The following is a 17,185-nucleotide window of genomic DNA, read 5'->3' as shown; positions in this document are numbered from 1 at the left end:
TACCCTTCATTGTAACTTGAGTGGCACCTCCTGTCGATTCTGGAGCTTGCAAGGTCCCTAAGTTAAAAAGCCGCCTCCCAAATTTATGGGTAGGCGGCTTCATTATAACTGACTACTGATCTACAATTTACGGATTCACGTTAATGGTAAAAGTAGATGTATTATTCTTAATATTTGTTACCGTGTTCGTAATCTTTAGATTGTTGAAGGTTGCTGAGCCTCTGGCTGGACCTTGACCAGCCTCAGCAGCTTCATTCACCCAGATACCCACTCCGGATTTACTATCAAAAGCATCGCCGCTCTTCTGCGCACCGGTAATTGTAACATTATTAAAGATGGTATCTGTTACAGGGAATTGTGGAGTGGAACCTACATAGTTGGTCTGGAACATGATTCCATGATAGGTCGGATCAATGATATCCACATCATTGACTCGGATACCTTGGAAGACCTTGGAGGCCGAGAATACCCAGATCGCCGGGAAGGTCTGTGCCCCCCAGAAATGCCCACCTGCACGAACAATAGAAATATTCTCAAAATTCGTAGTCGGTGAAGCTCCGAAGCCATTCATCGGATATCCAAAGTCTAAAGAGCTGATTGTAATCCCGGAGTAGCAAAGTGTATCCGCAATATAAATGTTACGGAAGGTATTTGCGTATCCACCATAGACAGCTACACCAGCAGCACGCCAAGTCAAGATTGAAGTGAGGTTCTCATAGATGTTATCCTTCATATCTGCACCACCGGAATCAATCGCCGAGAACAATGCAAAGCTATCATCACCTGTTGCCCGTGCTTCAATATTAGACACGAGGTTATTCGTGCTTCCATTTGTCATATTGATGCCGTCAGCGAAGGTGTTACGGATACGAGAGTTTTTAATCACCATGTTATCGGTATTGGCTCCCCAGTACATACATACCTGATGTTCAGTCCAGATGTTGTCGATCGTAATGTTCGCCACATTGGAGAAATCAAATACTTTACCAGGACCGTCGATACGAGAAGTATAGTTTCCGAAATAAGCGAAATTCGCAAAGGTAGATCCATTCGCAGTATCACTTGCTCGGAATCCGACATCGGTATTCTCTTGGTTAGTTGGAGCAATGAACCTTGTATACCAAGGACCCGCACCGATAACCTTCACTGCCTTGCCGTAGACCTGAAACTTGTTAGAGGTCTGATAGTTTCCTGGTGGCAAATATACACCTACGAGATTTCCTGTGGTGTCCATCCGCACTCTATCAAGCGCATTTTGAACATCCTGATGCGTAAAGCCTGCAGGAACAGTGTATTTAGCCGGATCTGGATTAGCAATCGGTGAAACCTGCTCCAGACTGATGAAGTCGATGGCGTATTGAGAAGTGTTAGCGGTATCCTTTTGTAAACGGATCGTACTTCCTGCCGGAATGGTACTATCAAACATAATGTTAGCTTCATCATAAATATGCCGTGGAGAACCTGCGCTTGGCGAATTTCCAGGACTTGTCTCAGAACCGTACAACCATGCATATTTAGAGGTTAAGTTAATAGCTTTGCTAAAGACACCATTAACATAGATGTTAAGCGTAGCATTTGTGCCGTCACCACTCGCTGAATCTGGAATCGAGAAACGAGTAACCAGAGTGTTCGTGCTGGCTTTTGTCGTGAATTCAACATAGCTACCTGTGGTGTTCAGAGTGACTGCTCTTCTGCCTGAAGCCTCACCTGCAGGATCGCCGATGGTCCGGTTGGCTGAAAGCTTCACGGCCCCACCGCCAATAACTCCATCCTCAGCCTCATACATGTCGTAAGGCATGTTCGCACCTCGACCGATGAACAGTGACTGCGTCTGAATATTATTAGCCCGTTTTACAGGCAGCTCATTAGCATCTACTGCAATTTCACTCTTCACAGTATATTTGCCATTTCCTGCAGTCCAATTACCAAGAGCTACAGGCGCTGTGGTCACCCCACTTGCGATCACGCCGTTATAGGAGCCTGTTAGAGTCTTAACCACCGCATTCGTAGTAGCATCTAAAACCGTCAGAGTTATGTTATGCGCACCACTCGCGGAAGCTGCTGTACCTTGATTCTTAATGGCAACTGAGAAGCTTACAGTGTTGCCGCCTGCTGGATTGCCAGGTGTCCAACTGACGGAGGAAGCAACCAGATCAGAACTGGACACTGGAGCAATAATAAGGGAAGCCGGACTAGTAAAACTATTATTCCCCTCATTTGATTCAATCACTGTATTATTCTCATCGACCTTTGCACTTAATGAGTAGGTTGCTGCATCTTTTGCGCCCAAGTTAAGAGATACGCTAGTTGATGCGCCAGCAGCTAGAGCACCTACTGGACTAGTACCTACAAGGGTAGTGCCCAAATAAAAATTCACATTAGTTGCAGAAGATGCTAGAGATCCTATATTCTTAACTGTTGCAATAAGTGTAATGGCATCCGTCTCAATTGGAGAGGTTGGAGTCCATGTAAGAGCAGTCACCGTCAAATCTGGATTCGCAGATGGTGTACCAATTACCTGAAATTCAGCAATTTGTCCAGCACTTGAACCAGAGTTGGTAGTGATCTTTAGCTGCAATTCACTAGCCGTAGCCGTGACCGGAATCGTCACTGTATTGCCGGTTGCCGGATTAAAGGTATACACGGTCGCAGGTACAAGACTCGTAAAAGCCGTTGTATTCTGATTATGCCCAAGCACTTGAATGGTCTGAGTACGTGTCGACCACGCCGATGCAGGATTCAGTTTGAGAACAACCGATGTAACATCAGCATTGCTGCCCAAATTAACAGTTAATGTGTTCGGATAACTTCCCCCTGCCCCCTCCCAATAAGTAGTTACATCACCGTCATTCGCATTCGTCTGCACAAAGGTAAAGACCGAGGACGACGCAGTTATACTTTTGTTCAAAGCCAAATTTGAACCCGTCCCAGGTGTTGGAGTTACCGTTGGTGTCGGTGTTACTGTCGGTGTTGGTGTTGGTGTCGGTGTTGGTGTCGGTGTTACCGTTGGTGTTGGTGTTACTGTCGGTGTTGGGGTTGGTGTTGGTGTCGGCGTTGCCGTTGGTGTTGGGGTTACTGTCGGTGTTGGCGTTGGTGATGGTGTTGCTGTCGGTGCTGAAGATGGAGTAAGGATCAGGTTGTCCAGATTCACGTTTCCAGTATCACCTGCATCATATTTATAAGTAATCGTATTAGCACCAGCACTCAAGGCTAACGTTTCAACCTTTGTGGACCATGTATTCCAGTTGGCCAGATTTAAAAGAGAAGATTGCTTTATTTTCGTCCCATTTACATAAATGCTTATTGTTTTTGTGCTGCCTGAAGCATTTGCATATTTTAATGCGGCATCATAGTTTCCAGCAGAGGCAACATTAACACTAAAGGCAGTCGTTGCTCCTTGTGTCAAATAGCCATCTACAAATCCGGTTCCGGTATAACCGGTATGATCTGTATTGACTTTTGCTCCACCGGATAAAGCAGCATTCTCCGCTTCATATCCTGTTGTTGGAAGTGTCGTTGTGCTGCCATAAATCTCAAATTCCGATAACTGTGCTGCTGGCCATCCTGTATTTGCCGTGAAGTTCAATTTAACATATCTAGCACTCGCAGCTGTAAAATTAATGGTCACAGTATTAGATCCGCTTGCTGGATTAAAGGTGTAATTGGCAGAGGCTGCTAAATTAGTGTAAGTAGAATCATCAGAGCTTCCCTCCACCGACAACGTTTGGGTTCTTGTTTCCCAGTTCGTCGGCAGTTTTAGAACAACCTGATTGACACTGCTTACGTCGCCTAAGTCCACTTTAATCCATTGCGGGAATGCGTTACTTACACTCTCCCAATACGTTCCTTGATTGCTGTCATTGGCATTAGTTGCTACATAAACATCGCCAAATGAGCTTGAAGTAATGCTTTTACCTTGGGCTAAATTCCCCGCAGCTAAACTCACCGAGGGGTACAACGCTAATTGACCTACAAACAATATTACAATCAAAAAATACATTACTGCCGACTTACCCGTAATTTTTTTAGAAGCTGCTATCATTAGAGAACCACCTCCCAAAGTTTTGTGAAGCTATGCAGCCAATAAGAATACGCTTTCAAAATAGTATTGTTATAGACATTCGCCTCCTAAAATGGACCTGATAGTTTTCAACGAGACTTAACAATCGCTTTATTATTAGCTGCCTGTCCTCCCGTATCCTTGACTCTGACTTCAATAAGTCACTGATCTATACCCAGAGGTTGACCACAAACTAACTAATAATGGTAATAATATAAGTTATAGGCAGGTGGACGTCGATGGCAATTTCTATGCTTAGTATGTGGGATATTACGTTCAACCAAATAAAAAAAGAAAGCTCCAGAGAGCACTGGGATTCCCCCTCAACTCTCCGAAGCTCGCCTTATATATTAAATCTAGCTACCAGCCCCTGTAGTCCATGAGCCATTAAGTTTAGTTCACTTGCAGAGGAAGCAATTTGTTCCACCGAAGCCCTTTGCTCTTGTGAGGCTGCCGACACATGTTGTGTACTCGCTGCAGTCGTTTCTGCAATTGTCGTAACACTTCGAAGCGATTCCACAATCTCTTCCGTAGCCGCTGTTATCTCTTCCACAGCTCCGGATACTTCCTGAACCTGCTCGGCTAGTGAATCTATAGATAACCGAATCTCACCAAAGGAACGTCCAGCCTGCTGAATAATCTCCGTGCCTCCCCTTACTTCACTCATACTACTCATCATGACTTTCATCGCATTATCTGCTTCACTTTGAATCCCGCTCGCCATTTCCGCAATTTGATTAGCGGATTCTGCGGATTGCTCTGCCAGCTTACGAACCTGGTCGGCAACTACAGCGAAGCCTCTCCCTTGCTTACCCGCGCGGGCTGCCTCAATTGTCGCATTTAACGCCAGCATATTTGTCTGCGAAGCAATCCCTTTTATAACTCCTACAACACTGCCAATTTCCTGTGATCGATTCACAAAGCCTTGGACTTGCTGTGACAAAGAATGTATAGATCGATTAATGGATTCCACCTGCTGCCCTGCTGCCTGAAGTGATTCATCTCCGGCAATAGCAAATGACGCAGAGCGATGCGAGGCTTCAGAAATATCCTGAACACTAGAGGCAATTTGACCGATTCCAATCGATATTTCTGAAATTGTTATTGTATTGGTCTGTAGATCATTCATCTGTTTAGCAGTTCCCGAAGCTACTTCACCCATAATATCCGATATTCGTTCTGTCGCACCTGCTGTCACTCCACTATCCGAGGTAAGATTTGTAGAGGAATTCGCGAGACTATTCGCCGATAGCTTCACTTGTTCAATCATCAAGCCCAAATTTTCTGTCATTTTATTAAAATTAAACGCCAGTTCACCAATCTCATCTTTTGACCGGACGTTTAGCTTGCGAGTAAGATCGGCATCTCCATCTGCAATCTCCTTCAGCTGTGTGTTCACATCACGAAGTGGTTTAATAATTCGTCCAGATATTAATAGTGCAAGAATTAGGGCAAGAACAACCGATAATCCGGTCACACCAAAGCTAGTAATCATAGCGTTATTACGATGGGCTTCTGCTTGACTCTGCCCGTTCTGTATTTCCTCCATGAGCATGCTCTGGAATACAATCTGAGATTCAATCATTGAATCTAAAGATAAATTGGTAAACTTCTTCTGCGCTTCCGGGAAGTTTCCGTCCTTGGCTATGGCGAAGGCTTCCTTCAAAACGATCAAATAATCATTCCATTTCCCCTTCAGCTCCGTTACACCCTTTAGTTCTTCTTCACTTAATCTAACACTCTCCAGCTCCTTGATGGCATTCTCAATCAATGGGAGCGTCTCTTCGTACTTAGAAAGATATGATTTCCGCTCAGCCTCTGTGTTGCTCATCACATAACGAGCCCCTAGCTCATCTGCCGTACGAATTTTATCCGTTAATCCCTGTACAAGCGACAGTTTGTTCCAATTGCGATTGACCTGATCCGTCAGCATCGTAGCCTTTCCTTGAAACCATGTGTTTCCTGCTATTGCCACTAGAAAGACCACAATCACAGCAGTAAATCCCAATATCATTTTTCCGCGGATATTTCTGAACATCGTTGTTCCTCATCTCTATATGTATAGTAGGTTTCTAATTGGTACTTTTACCCTACTATTGTTCCCTTAAGCTTCTCTGAAATTGAACTGAATGTTCGCTTAAAAAAACAAAAAGACCTCTACGTCCGGCCCAAGGCTGGAACTAATGGTCTTTAGAGATCTTTTTATTCGTATAAATTTCCGTTTGCCAGCTCCGCCAGCTTCCCTTCATCCAGTACGCTTAAGCGTCCACGATTTCTTGCAATAATTCCTTCATCAATAAAACGACGCACGATCCGGTTAAGATGCCGATAACTTGTACCTAACAACTCTGCTGTCTCTATAAGGCTAGAGGTCCGAATCTCCTCCACACGTCGGTCACCGTTTTTATCGGCGAATAAAGACATCAAATAGCTGGCAAATCGATTCTCGACCGGATACAACAGGTTAAGTGCGGAGGCTTGACCGAGCGTATGCAATTTGTGACTAAGTTCCCCTACGAGAAAACGTAACAAAGCTGTATTTTCCTCAAGCTCTCTCAGCAGTAATCTTCTCCCGGCAAAAAGAATTAAGCTCTCACCCACAGACTCCACTTGATTCTTGACAGGAAAGCGATGAAGCAGCTCCACATCCCCAATCACTGATATCGGATTTGTAAACCGCACCAGCATAGATTTGCCGTTCGGCAGCAGTGTCTGAATTTTGAGCTTGCCCTCAACCAATATGAACATCCCATCCAACTGATCGCCAACCAAACACAGCTTCTCTTCATCCGTATAACGTCTCAATTCCATTTTATATGTGACTAGCGGGCTAAAAATTCCGTCCAGACCGTTCTTCACTGCCAAGGCACGGACAGCTTCACGGTCATTTATCGTTTGCATGTGGTGCCCCCCTCTATTGTTTGCTCAAATAAGTGTAATTTAGAATACCCCACAAAAAAAGGACATATGTCCTTTTTAATAATATAAGAAAGTATAAGTTTCACACAATACTATATTTCTTATATTTCTCGCTTAACCGCTTACCGACCTTGTAAAGGAAGCCGAAGGCGTTTATGCTTGTAAGGAAATCCCAAAACATCTTACATCACAACAGAGTCCACACTATATCGGATCATATTCACTTTCTGATCTTGTAACCAAAATTCTAAATTCCGATGATTGATTTTATCCACATACCCGATAATATCAGCCCCTTGTTCCCCTCTTTTATAATAAGAAGAGCCATAAGCTTCAATCACATCATCTGTAGAAGACCCCACGTGAATACCTCTGGCAGTACTCATCTTCAGATCGGAATAGACGCTAATTAGAATGATTTTATCGTCACCACGCGCTGTGGCTACTGTTGTTTCGTTGTCCAAATGATAATATTGATACCGTTCAATATCGTCACGTGGTTTAGGTGCCTGGATGAGCGATTCGAGACTCTGAAGCAGCTGGATGTCTCCAAGACGTTCCTGCTCTAAATTGCTGCTGGATACATGAGAGTAATGACTTTGTCTTGGGGCATTGTATAAATAAATATGATAGATCCCATAACTTAAACCTACCGTAATAAAAATGATGATAAATAACCAGCCGTTACTAAATGGCTTTTTTCTCACTTTCCTCACACCTTCTTCTAACCTTTACTGTGCAAAATACTTCTCCAGCTCACGCTGCGCCTGATATTCCGGGAAATTAAAGGACTGCCACTTCCGCTCTCGCTGAGCACCGTCCCACCATTTGTTTTTCAAAAATTGATCTAGCATCCCGTCTTCCTTACGACTGAACTTAATCAGAGAAGGGATGACTTCCGGTGACAGACCAACCAAATAATCTGCATCCAGCTTACCACTCACCTCATAACGCTCCATATTCTTATTAGCTATAATGACATCCATACCTATATAGTTCATAACAACATAAGAGGTCAGACCTAGCACAATATAACATTTAGCCAACGGCAAACGGGGCACTACAATCCGTACAGCTGCAAGAATCAACAGCAAACCCATAAATATCATAAATGCATGAACTAGGAAACGAATCGTAGTATATCCATACGCCTCTTCATATAGGGTTAGTCTAGTATAGGCAGAATACAACATGACAGTTGAACAGCCGACCAAGATATACAGCATAATATTAATGACTTTTTGGAGCAGTCCGCCCCTCTTTCCTTCTGATCCCAACCCCAGCATTAGAATCACGAAATTAATCGTGGTCACCATAATTAACTCGAAGAATCCACTACGAGCGTAATCAGCATAGGAACTACCCTCTGGTAACATCCCTTCCCAAGCTCCAAACAAGTAAGAAAATTGGACGATTACGAACAGAACATATACCGTGTTAATAGCTATAAGAATTGTCGTCATAATTACTGGATCAACCTTAAAGGTCATAGGCGCCTGCACAGGTCCATACTCTCTTGGTTGCACATTCCAGTCATAGATCTTCGAATCTACAAAGCCCCATACTAAGCCGAACAATCCCATGCCCATCAGGAATATCCACAACGTCCGCACAATAATTTCACCAAATGAAATTCGATCCAGCATATTTGGCAGCCATATTAACACATGATGAAACACACCATCGGCCGAGGCCAGCAGGGTAATTACAACAAGTAGTATCGGGAAAGAGATCGCAAGTCCTGTAAACACTTTCCCCAGCACTTGCTTGCGTTCATCCTTCACCTTACTATCACTGCTACTTTTGAAGTCCTTGAACACAGTACCCCAGTGGCGAAAGTTCTGTGGAAGCAAATGCTCTAGTGTATCCCAAAGTATTCTGAATTGACTCCAAGAGGGGCGTTTATCACTTAGCAAATAAGTCATATGTAATAGAATCAGCACAGGGATTACTAATAGGTTCAACCCAAAGTAGAAAAGATTATGAAACAACACATAGGTCATCGAGAGTAGAAAAATCGCTCCAAACCAAAAATAACTGAGTTTGGTCAGTTTGCGCATTTTAGCCTTAGCGTAATAAAGCATATACACATAAAACAGACAAACGAAGATAGGATAAGAAACCCCTGACAACTTTCCGTAGAACAACAACTGGTGAACAATCGCCAGTAAGAAGGCAACAATTAAAGCGGCAAGTGATCGATTAAGCTTAAGCTCCGTTTCATCGGTCATGGTAAACACCCCCATATTCTTACTTTCTTATCCTTATTCTAAGTGATAAAATAAGAAAAAAAAGAGAAAGAATTTTTTAATAATTTCCTATTTTCTGAAAGGGACTTAAACCATGAAGCTGCATAGCCAATATTTAAAGATGCACTCTCAGTTTGGGGGAGTCACAGAAATCTCAGTTACGATGGATGAGCTAGCCTTGACCTTCGGATGTACACACCGCAATGCCATGCATATTGTGAATAAAATGATGCAGCTAGAATGGGTCCAATGGACGCCTAAGCGCGGACGTGGAAGTCGTTCCTTATTACAGTTCCTTGTCCCTTCTGAAGAAATTGCGCTTCAATCCATGATGCAGGCTATCAGCCGTAAAGATGTTCACAAAGCTATTGATGGCATCAAAACCCATGCCAGCTCTTCCTCGCTGCAAGATACCTTACAAGGCTGGCTTCTGACCTATTTTGGTCATCATTCTGAAATCCGGAGTGACAAACAGATTGATACCCTGCGGCTTCCCATCACCCAGCAGCTACATACCTTCGACCCGCTTCATATGAATCTATTGGCAGAGTCTTTTGTTTCCAGTCATGTCTTCGACGGATTAGTGAGACGCAGCGGGGAACGGGATAAGATTGTGCCTAGTCTTGCTCATGCCTGGGAAGTGGATGAGGGCCGTACGATTTGGACTTTTTTTCTACGCAAAGAAGTGTTGTTCCATCATGGAAAAGTACTGACGGCAAAAGATGTAGTCTATTCCTTGGGACGGCTGATGCAAACCTCAAAGCGGACACTCTATAGCTATATTTTCAAAGAAATCCAGCAAGTTACCGCACTAAACCCATCCACCGTTCAAATTACACTTAAACAGCCCAATGAGCTATTCCTCCCTTTCTTATGTACGAGTAGAGCGGCAATTGTTCCGCGTGATTTAGAAGGAATGGACGAACCTAGCTTTGGCCGCAGACCTGTGGGGACAGGACCATTTAAGGTTGTGGACATGAATGAGGACACTTGTGTGCTGGAGGTTTTTCCTTATTATTTTCTAGGAAGAGCTCATTTAGATCGAGTCGAAATAATGTATGTTCCGTGGGATACTGCGTCCGATTCCTCAGATACTGGGTCGGCTTTTCATGTGATTCAGAATCCTTCATCCAACAATTCTTCTTCTTGGAGTCGGATTCATTCAGAGTCCTACATCCGTAAATTTGTTACCTGCAACACACAAAAAAAAGGACCGCTTAGCGACCCCCTTCTTCGGGCAAAGATCGTATCCTGTTTAAAAGATGATTCAGAGTCTGTAACGCTTAAGTCGATGGAAGACCTTGAGGTCACCTTGCAAATAACCACCATTCCGCAATATGCTAACGATGCTGAATGTATTGCTGCTAAACTAGAGCGTCAAGGTTATCCGTGTACGGTTGTTTCCGTGTCTCCAGAGGAGTTCAAGGGCCCGATCCGACTGGAGTCCGACCTGATTGTTTTTTCATTATTTCGTGACGAGGATGAACAGCTTCGTTTATTTGATCTATATCTCACGCTTTCCCAGCATATAGAACCGCATACTCGTGCGGATATTGAAGGCTGGCTCTATACCATTGCACGAGAACCTAACCCTGAGGCTAGATCTGAGAGCTTTAGTATGATCGAAAACCGTCTTCTTGAGGAACATCATCTGCACATCTTGTATGAAAAACCCACCCAAACTGCTTATCTCCCCTCGGTCCGAGGTGTAAGCTTCAATAGTCAGGGCTGGGTTGATCTTCGTCATTTGTGGTTCCCGCCGCTGATCTCCAGCGACAGTACTTCATGATATACGCAATGCCCAGTCGATTGCAGAATCATTGGAGCCCTTTTCCAATCAAATTGGCAGAAACCGGCTCCTTCCCGATTTCCCTTGCCCAAACGGACAACTGTCCGACATGATGAATTTCATGAGCGATCACATGGCGCATCACTTCACCCCAAGTATCTGTCACGATCCGGCCATCCGCCAGGTGATCCTCAAACATATTCTGCTCCAAACCCGCATGCCAAGAAAGTACAAAGGGCTCTACATCGGGCCGGAATTTCGCATCCAGTTCTCTTACCTGCTGCAAAGACTTGTAATGTTCGAAATCCTCCTGAAAATCCGGTTTACCTTGCAACACTTGAATCCAGCTCCACTCCACATCAACAATATGAAAGAGAGTCTTCAATATGCTGCCTACACCACCAGTACGTGCCCCAAGCAACTCTTCTTCAGAAATACTCTCACACCATTCGTACCATTGTTCACGAACCATCCAGTTATATTGAAAGAATGTTTGCAGATCAAGGCCTCCTTTTAATGGGAACTTAGATATTTTCGGTATCCTTCTACCTTCTCATCTCTATACCCTAACGATTCATAAAAAATATGCGCTTCCTTACGTTTCTCTCCAGAGACTAAAATGATATAAAAGCAGTCTTTCTCCTGAGCTATTTCTTCAATGGCGAGCATCAGTTTTTTGCCCACACCTTGACGACGGGCACGCGATGAAACTACCACATTCTCAATCACCATAAACGGTTTGCAATCTCCTATTAGATCATGACAAATGATACCCATCAAAGACCCCATCAACTCCCCGTCCACAAAAGCGCCCAACAATATGTACCGACGATCTGTCTTAATTACTTTAAATACTTGTTCCATTTTATTAAGATCAGAAGGTTGATTCATCAGCTCCTGATATAAATCACCAAGTTCATGGAGAGACTCCAATTCTATTTCTTTAATAACGACCATAAATGTTCAACCTGCTTTCTTTAATTTAAGAATCTTTCTCATACATGCTCCACTATTTACGAACCTTCAGTTCAAATTCATCCTTCTGCCCATCCCACTCTACAACAACCTTAATAATCGAGTCCTCGTGTTCAAACGCCCCGCTTCCAGCTCTTTCGGACTTCAGCTCACTTTTTCTTACTCCCTCGACATCTTCTAAGGTTTTACTTCCTCCACCTGATGTTCCCTTGAAGCTATATTTAAAAGAATTAATCTTATCAAGATCCGTTTGTTCACCTTTATATTTAAGCTCAAATGTAGATTGCTGCGAGGTTTCATAATCTGGTCTCTCACCCTTTTTATCGATGAACTTCTCCGTTGCCTTTTGAACATATTCAGCCGACCATACTTTTCCTTCACCTGTAAATGTGTAATTGTGTTTATAGGTAGTTGTATTGCAGGCAGCAAGAAGAACTATGATTATTCCAGACAGCATCAGTGCGGATAGCCTCTTAATCATTATAGATCCCTCCCGATTCTGATAAAAAGCGAATAGTAACTGTTGTCCCCTTACCTTTAGAGCTATTATAATAAATTTCCCCACCATATTTTTCTACAATATTAAAGCAAATCATTAACCCTAAACCGGTTCCATTACTTTTTAATGAATAAAAGGGCGTGCCCAGCGACTTAACCTCAGCCTCGGACATCCCACTTCCTTCATCGGTGATCATGATCTCGATAAAATTATTATTTCTATTTGCTATGACTGAGACGGATTTCCCTACATCCGAGGCTTCTAGCGCATTTTTTATAATATTAATGAGTAACTGTTTAAACTCAATTTTATTAATGGAAATAAAACAATCTTCCTCTACCTTTATATCGATTTGGTTATCAGATAGCATGGCATAGGAATGAAGCAGACCCGTAACACTTTGAAGGACATCCTTCACATCCACTTTCTCTAGTCTTTGATCTCCATTTGGTTTGGATAGGGTTAGAAATTGAGAGATAATCTGTTCTACTGTGTTTAATTCATCAATCATTAAGTTGAACTTACTTTTTTTAGAATCATCAAATGAATCGTCCTCTTTGAACAATTGCAAAAAACCTCTAACCACGGTTATAGGATTTCGAATTTCATGTGCAACAGCAGCTGTTAATTGTCCAACCATCTTTAACCGCTCGGATTGCTGTAATTGTTCATAATACAGTTGCTGCTTTTTCATCCGTTTAAATGATAGATGGAAAATGAAAAATAATAATGCTTGAACAGCTATTATATTTATAATGTTGCCTATAATGTCATGATGTAAGTAACTATATAATGCACCTTTATCAATGAAGATGACATAACTAAAAGTAATTACCATCAATATTCCATTTATAATAAAGGAAAAGTAGAACAATTTTAAATCGAAAAATAGTATAGAAAGTGCAGGAATTAGGCAAATCAAAATATAGGTGGTCCAAGTTTGAGGATATAAAAAGAAAAGCGTATAGAAGTAAGCAAATCCAAAAAGAATGATGATCTTTCTAAAGGTATATGTCTCATACTTAGGATAGATCCATAAACTAATGGATAGAATCATCACGCACAAAAATTGTACAATGTATCCAAAATTAATCCCTTTCAACTCTGTTGTAGACAGTATTAATCCAGATATCATAAGGGTAATGTTTAATAACATTACAATGTAATAGATTTTTCGATTCACCTGACTGTAAAACTCTTTCATGAATTCACCACTTCTATATTAATTTAACCCTTTTTTGGATACTACCCTCTCTAGAGGCAAAATTTAAGGGCACCCACTTGGATGCCCTTTCTACATCTCATACATTATTGTAATTATATCAGCCACTTTACTAAAATGGGAATAAATACTTTTAGCCCTAATTATGATACGCCTCTCAGTTATGTGTCAATGTATAAAAAAATAGACTGCTCTCTCACTAAGCAAAGCAGTCCATTTATAGTATCGCTTTTATTCCATATCCTTATCAATATCCTTAGGGATCCGGCGGGCTACGTCCGTTGCAATAGCTGCATGGATCACTGCCAGACGCACTAACTCTACCACTTTTTCGTTAAAAATACTTGGGATTACGTATTGCTCATTAACCTCATCCGGATGAACGACTGAAGCAATCGCTTTTGCCGCGGCCAGCTTCATTTCAAGGTTCACTGTTTTTGCTCTGCAATCCAGTGCGCCACGGAAGATACCCGGAAAACACAGCACATTGTTGATCTGATTCGGATAGTCACTTCTACCTGTCGCTAATACGCGAACAAAAGGCTCGGCCAAATCTGGTTCAATCTCCGGTGTCGGATTAGCCATTGCAAACACAATGTTATCGCTGGCCATACTCTTGAGATGATCGACGGATAGAATCCCACCACGTGACACCCCAATAAAGACATCTGCTCCCTGCATAACCTCCGTCAGTCCACCTTCAATACCTTCCGGGTTAGTTGAATCAGCAAGCTTCCGCCATTCCTGATTATCATACTGAAGATCTTTTCTAAGAACACCTTCACGATCTACCGCGTAGATTTTGCGAGCTCCTGCCGCCAGAAGCATATTACAGATGGACACACCAGCTGCACCTATACCCACAACGACAATTCGAACATCTTCGATAGATTTATTTACTACTTTAAGCGCATTCAAAAGACCTGCCAAAACTACAACAGATGTACCGTGCTGATCATCATGAAATACCGGAATATCCAGCTCTTCGGCAAGCCGACGTTCAATCTCGAAACAGCGCGGAGAACTGATATCTTCTAAGTTGATTCCCCCAAATCCAGGAGATACTGCTTTAACGATATTAATGATTTCATCTGAATCTTTAGTATTTAAGCATAGTGGAAAAGCATCGATGTTCGCTAATTGCTTAAACAGCATAGCCTTACCTTCCATAACAGGCATAGCCGCTTCCGGTCCAATATCCCCTAGTCCAAGCACAGCCGTTCCGTCTGTAACGACGGCTACTGTATTCCGCTTCATCGTCAAAGAATAGGCTTTGTTCGGATCTTCGGCAATCGCCGTACACACTCGGGCAACTCCCGGTGTATACACCAGCGATAAATCCTCCCGATTTTTGATAGGCATTTTAGGTGTGATTTCAATTTTTCCGCCAAGATGAGCTAGAAAAGTTCGATCTGATACATTAATTACTTTGACTCCTGGCATCTTCGATAGTATAGACATCATTTCTCCATTCGAGGCATCTTGCACGTTTATTGTTATATCTCGAGTTGTTACATCCTTACCTGCACGAATCACGTCAATAGCAACGATATCTCCACCTGCAGTGGCAATTCCTGAAGCAACATCACCAAAAGAAGCAACCGATTTCCGAATTTCGAGCCTGACAATCATCGTTGTTGCAATAGCCATGAATTAGCCTCTCTTTCTTCAACCCTAAGATTTCAAATACACTATACTATACCATTTAAACAAACTTTCTTCCTATTGAATAGATCACCTTAGTATTTTTCTTAAGATAGTATTCCCTTCGGCACCCGGACCAAATACATCAGGGATTGTAGCGACGGGCACAAAGCCGTTTTTACCGTAAAAAGCAATCACATCATAATCTTCTGCATAGGTCAGCATAAGTAAACAGTAAGCTCCCCTACTCTTAACAACTTCTTCTACATGCTGTAGTAAAATACCTCCTATTCCTTTTCTGCGATGATCTTTACATACTCCAATATCTAGGACTTCGGCTCTTGCTCCAAGCGCGGGAATGCCAATCGGTGCCTCCTCATGCAGAACGGCAACAATACCAAAAGCATCGTCTTGTTCCTTCTCATGATAGGCATAAAACAACGCCCCCCGCTGAAAATGTGATTGTATGCGGCGTCTCAGCCACTGCTCATGGTTAGGATTGTTTCTATCCAGATGGATATGTTCAACCTCAGCTAAGAGTTCCAAATACGGTTCGATCTCATGTTCACGAATTAACTTTATAATAGACATTTCAACAATTCTCCCTTAAAAACAAGTTGTATACCAGCAGTCTGAACTTAACACGTCCACTGTACAAATAACATGGATAGTTCGATTATAATGTTACAATACACAACCAAAGAGTCCTACACTACGTCTAACTTGCGTTATATCATAGACAATGACGAGTTGACTGATCAGAATAAATATTATATACATGTCTTACCTATAACGTAGTTGAAGGAGCTTACACTTAATGACAGAATCATTTCAAGCATTAGTTGTCGACAAAACAGAATCATCGTTCTCCGTCGCTGTTAAGCCGGTTACCTTAGAAGAACTACCCGCAGGAGAAGTTGTAATTAAGGTTGCATACTCCAGTGTGAATTATAAAGACGGATTAGCCAGTATCCCTAACGGAAAAATTGTAAGATCATACCCTTTTATTCCAGGCATCGACTTATCCGGTACTGTGATGTCTTCTACAGACGAGCGGTTTCATGAAGGACAGCAAGTTATCGCTACAGGGTATGGTATGGGTGTATCTCACTTTGGAGGATATAGCGAATATACACGAATTCCTGCCGCTTGGATCACCCCACTTCCGGTAGGACTTACACTAAGAGAAGCCATGATCTATGGTACAGCTGGATTAACTGCAGCCTTGTCCATTCAAGCTCTGGAAAACAATGACTTAGCACCAGATAAAGGCAAAGTACTCGTAACGGGAGCGACCGGTGGTGTGGGTGGATCGGCTATCGCTATGCTTAGCACAAAAGGCTATAGCGTAGTGGCCAGCACTGGTAATACAGAAGCTAACGAATATTTGAAAACTCTTGGCGCGGAAGAAGTCATTTCACGCGAAGAGGTTACCGGCGGATCTAGCAAACCATTAGAGAAGCAACTATGGCAAGGTGCTGTAGATTCCGTTGGCGGAAACTCACTTGCGTCGATTTTGAGTAAAATCTCCTACAGAGGTTCTGTTGCTGCAAGCGGCCTGACCGGTGGTACTTCTGTTCCAACTACCGTCCTTCCCTTTATTCTTCGGGGGGTTAACCTGCTCGGTATTGATTCCGTAGAGTGTCCTCCTGAGCTACGCGAAAAGGTGTGGACACGGATGGCGACAGATTTGAAGCCTGCACAGCTTGAGAACCTTGTAGATCGTGAAGTAACCTTGAATGAACTGCCACAAGCATTGGAAGATATTCTGCAAGGAAACACACGAGGCAGAGTGCTTGTCCGTTTATCTTAAGCCCTAACAAGAAAA

At 42.7% G+C, this 17,185-nt stretch carries 13 protein-coding genes; 2 read left to right on the top strand and 11 right to left on the bottom strand.

Annotated elements, in window-relative coordinates:
* Positions 1 to 127: 127 nt before the first annotated feature.
* The 5 genes from MKX60_RS16750 to MKX60_RS16730 form a co-directional block, all read right to left on the bottom strand.
* A complete protein-coding gene (locus MKX60_RS16750; protein ID WP_341060470.1) occupies positions 128 to 4,042 on the bottom strand; it encodes a discoidin domain-containing protein in 3,915 nt (1,304 codons plus the stop codon).
* Between the two features lie 361 nt (positions 4,043 to 4,403).
* Positions 4,404 to 6,098 (bottom strand): methyl-accepting chemotaxis protein, encoded by a 1,695-nt coding sequence (locus tag MKX60_RS16745; protein ID WP_341060469.1) that lies wholly within the window; start codon positions 6,096 to 6,098, stop codon positions 4,404 to 4,406.
* Between the two features lie 164 nt (positions 6,099 to 6,262).
* Entirely contained in the window at positions 6,263 to 6,961 is a 699-nt protein-coding gene (locus tag MKX60_RS16740) for a Crp/Fnr family transcriptional regulator (protein WP_341060467.1), read from the bottom strand.
* 200 nt (positions 6,962 to 7,161) lie between these two features.
* Positions 7,162 to 7,686 carry a hypothetical protein gene (locus tag MKX60_RS16735; protein ID WP_076283012.1) on the bottom strand — a complete coding sequence of 175 codons (525 nt, stop codon included), beginning with the start codon at positions 7,684 to 7,686 and terminating at the stop codon, positions 7,162 to 7,164.
* Between the two features lie 24 nt (positions 7,687 to 7,710).
* A complete protein-coding gene (locus MKX60_RS16730) occupies positions 7,711 to 9,210 on the bottom strand; it encodes a DUF4153 domain-containing protein (protein WP_341060465.1) in 1,500 nt (499 codons plus the stop codon).
* A gap of 112 nt (positions 9,211 to 9,322) precedes the next feature.
* Between MKX60_RS16730 and MKX60_RS16725 the strand changes: the two genes are divergently transcribed.
* Complete coding sequence (locus MKX60_RS16725; RefSeq protein WP_341060463.1) at positions 9,323 to 11,017, top strand: ABC transporter substrate-binding protein; 1,695 nt, start codon at positions 9,323 to 9,325, stop codon at positions 11,015 to 11,017.
* 28 nt (positions 11,018 to 11,045) lie between these two features.
* Here MKX60_RS16725 and MKX60_RS16720 read toward each other — a convergent pair whose 3' ends face one another.
* From MKX60_RS16720 to MKX60_RS16695, 6 genes are all read right to left on the bottom strand, one after another.
* Positions 11,046 to 11,516, bottom strand: coding sequence for a DinB family protein (locus MKX60_RS16720; protein WP_341061124.1), 471 nt, complete (start codon positions 11,514 to 11,516; stop codon positions 11,046 to 11,048).
* Between the two features lie 14 nt (positions 11,517 to 11,530).
* Positions 11,531 to 11,974: a GNAT family N-acetyltransferase gene (locus MKX60_RS16715; protein ID WP_076298429.1), complete on the bottom strand. Its 444-nt coding sequence runs from the start codon at positions 11,972 to 11,974 to the stop codon at positions 11,531 to 11,533.
* 52 nt (positions 11,975 to 12,026) lie between these two features.
* The gene (locus MKX60_RS16710; protein WP_341060461.1) at positions 12,027 to 12,473 is read right to left on the bottom strand and encodes a hypothetical protein; all 447 of its coding nucleotides are present in this window, start codon (positions 12,471 to 12,473) and stop codon (positions 12,027 to 12,029) included.
* Positions 12,466 to 13,695 (bottom strand): HAMP domain-containing sensor histidine kinase, encoded by a 1,230-nt coding sequence (locus tag MKX60_RS16705; RefSeq protein WP_341060459.1) that lies wholly within the window; start codon positions 13,693 to 13,695, stop codon positions 12,466 to 12,468. Before MKX60_RS16705 ends, MKX60_RS16710 begins: the two co-directional genes overlap by 8 nt.
* A 249-nt stretch (positions 13,696 to 13,944) precedes the next feature.
* Positions 13,945 to 15,363 (bottom strand): NAD-dependent malic enzyme, encoded by a 1,419-nt coding sequence (locus MKX60_RS16700; protein WP_341060457.1) that lies wholly within the window; start codon positions 15,361 to 15,363, stop codon positions 13,945 to 13,947.
* A gap of 84 nt (positions 15,364 to 15,447) precedes the next feature.
* Positions 15,448 to 15,948 (bottom strand): GNAT family N-acetyltransferase, encoded by a 501-nt coding sequence (locus tag MKX60_RS16695; protein ID WP_341060456.1) that lies wholly within the window; start codon positions 15,946 to 15,948, stop codon positions 15,448 to 15,450.
* Positions 15,949 to 16,174: 226 nt separating this feature from the next.
* Here MKX60_RS16695 and MKX60_RS16690 point away from each other — a divergent pair, with 226 nt between their 5' ends.
* Complete coding sequence (locus MKX60_RS16690; protein ID WP_341060454.1) at positions 16,175 to 17,170, top strand: acrylyl-CoA reductase family protein; 996 nt, start codon at positions 16,175 to 16,177, stop codon at positions 17,168 to 17,170.
* Positions 17,171 to 17,185 lie beyond the last annotated feature (15 nt).

It is taken from the genome of Paenibacillus sp. FSL R5-0914 (assembly GCF_038004525.1).
Lineage (GTDB): Bacteria > Bacillota > Bacilli > Paenibacillales > Paenibacillaceae > Paenibacillus_AQ.
Note: the sequence above shows the minus strand (reverse complement) of the source record. Positions and strands in the feature narration are given on the sequence as shown.

What these genes read in the sequence shown, in the direction of transcription:
- MKX60_RS16750 (WP_341060470.1), bottom strand. Translation starts at nt 4,042, where the DNA reads ATGATAGCAGCTTCTAAAAAAATTACGGGTAAGTCGGCAGTAATGTAT.
- MKX60_RS16745 (WP_341060469.1), bottom strand. Translation starts at nt 6,098, where the DNA reads ATGTTCAGAAATATCCGCGGAAAAATGATATTGGGATTTACTGCTGTG.
- MKX60_RS16740 (WP_341060467.1), bottom strand. Translation starts at nt 6,961, where the DNA reads ATGCAAACGATAAATGACCGTGAAGCTGTCCGTGCCTTGGCAGTGAAG.
- MKX60_RS16730 (WP_341060465.1), bottom strand. Translation starts at nt 9,210, where the DNA reads ATGACCGATGAAACGGAGCTTAAGCTTAATCGATCACTTGCCGCTTTA.
- MKX60_RS16725 (WP_341060463.1), top strand. Translation starts at nt 9,323, where the DNA reads ATGAAGCTGCATAGCCAATATTTAAAGATGCACTCTCAGTTTGGGGGA.
- MKX60_RS16715 (WP_076298429.1), bottom strand. Translation starts at nt 11,974, where the DNA reads ATGGTCGTTATTAAAGAAATAGAATTGGAGTCTCTCCATGAACTTGGT.
- MKX60_RS16710 (WP_341060461.1), bottom strand. Translation starts at nt 12,473, where the DNA reads ATGATTAAGAGGCTATCCGCACTGATGCTGTCTGGAATAATCATAGTT.
- MKX60_RS16705 (WP_341060459.1), bottom strand. Translation starts at nt 13,695, where the DNA reads ATGAAAGAGTTTTACAGTCAGGTGAATCGAAAAATCTATTACATTGTA.
- MKX60_RS16700 (WP_341060457.1), bottom strand. Translation starts at nt 15,363, where the DNA reads ATGGCTATTGCAACAACGATGATTGTCAGGCTCGAAATTCGGAAATCG.
- MKX60_RS16695 (WP_341060456.1), bottom strand. Translation starts at nt 15,948, where the DNA reads ATGTCTATTATAAAGTTAATTCGTGAACATGAGATCGAACCGTATTTG.
- MKX60_RS16690 (WP_341060454.1), top strand. Translation starts at nt 16,175, where the DNA reads ATGACAGAATCATTTCAAGCATTAGTTGTCGACAAAACAGAATCATCG.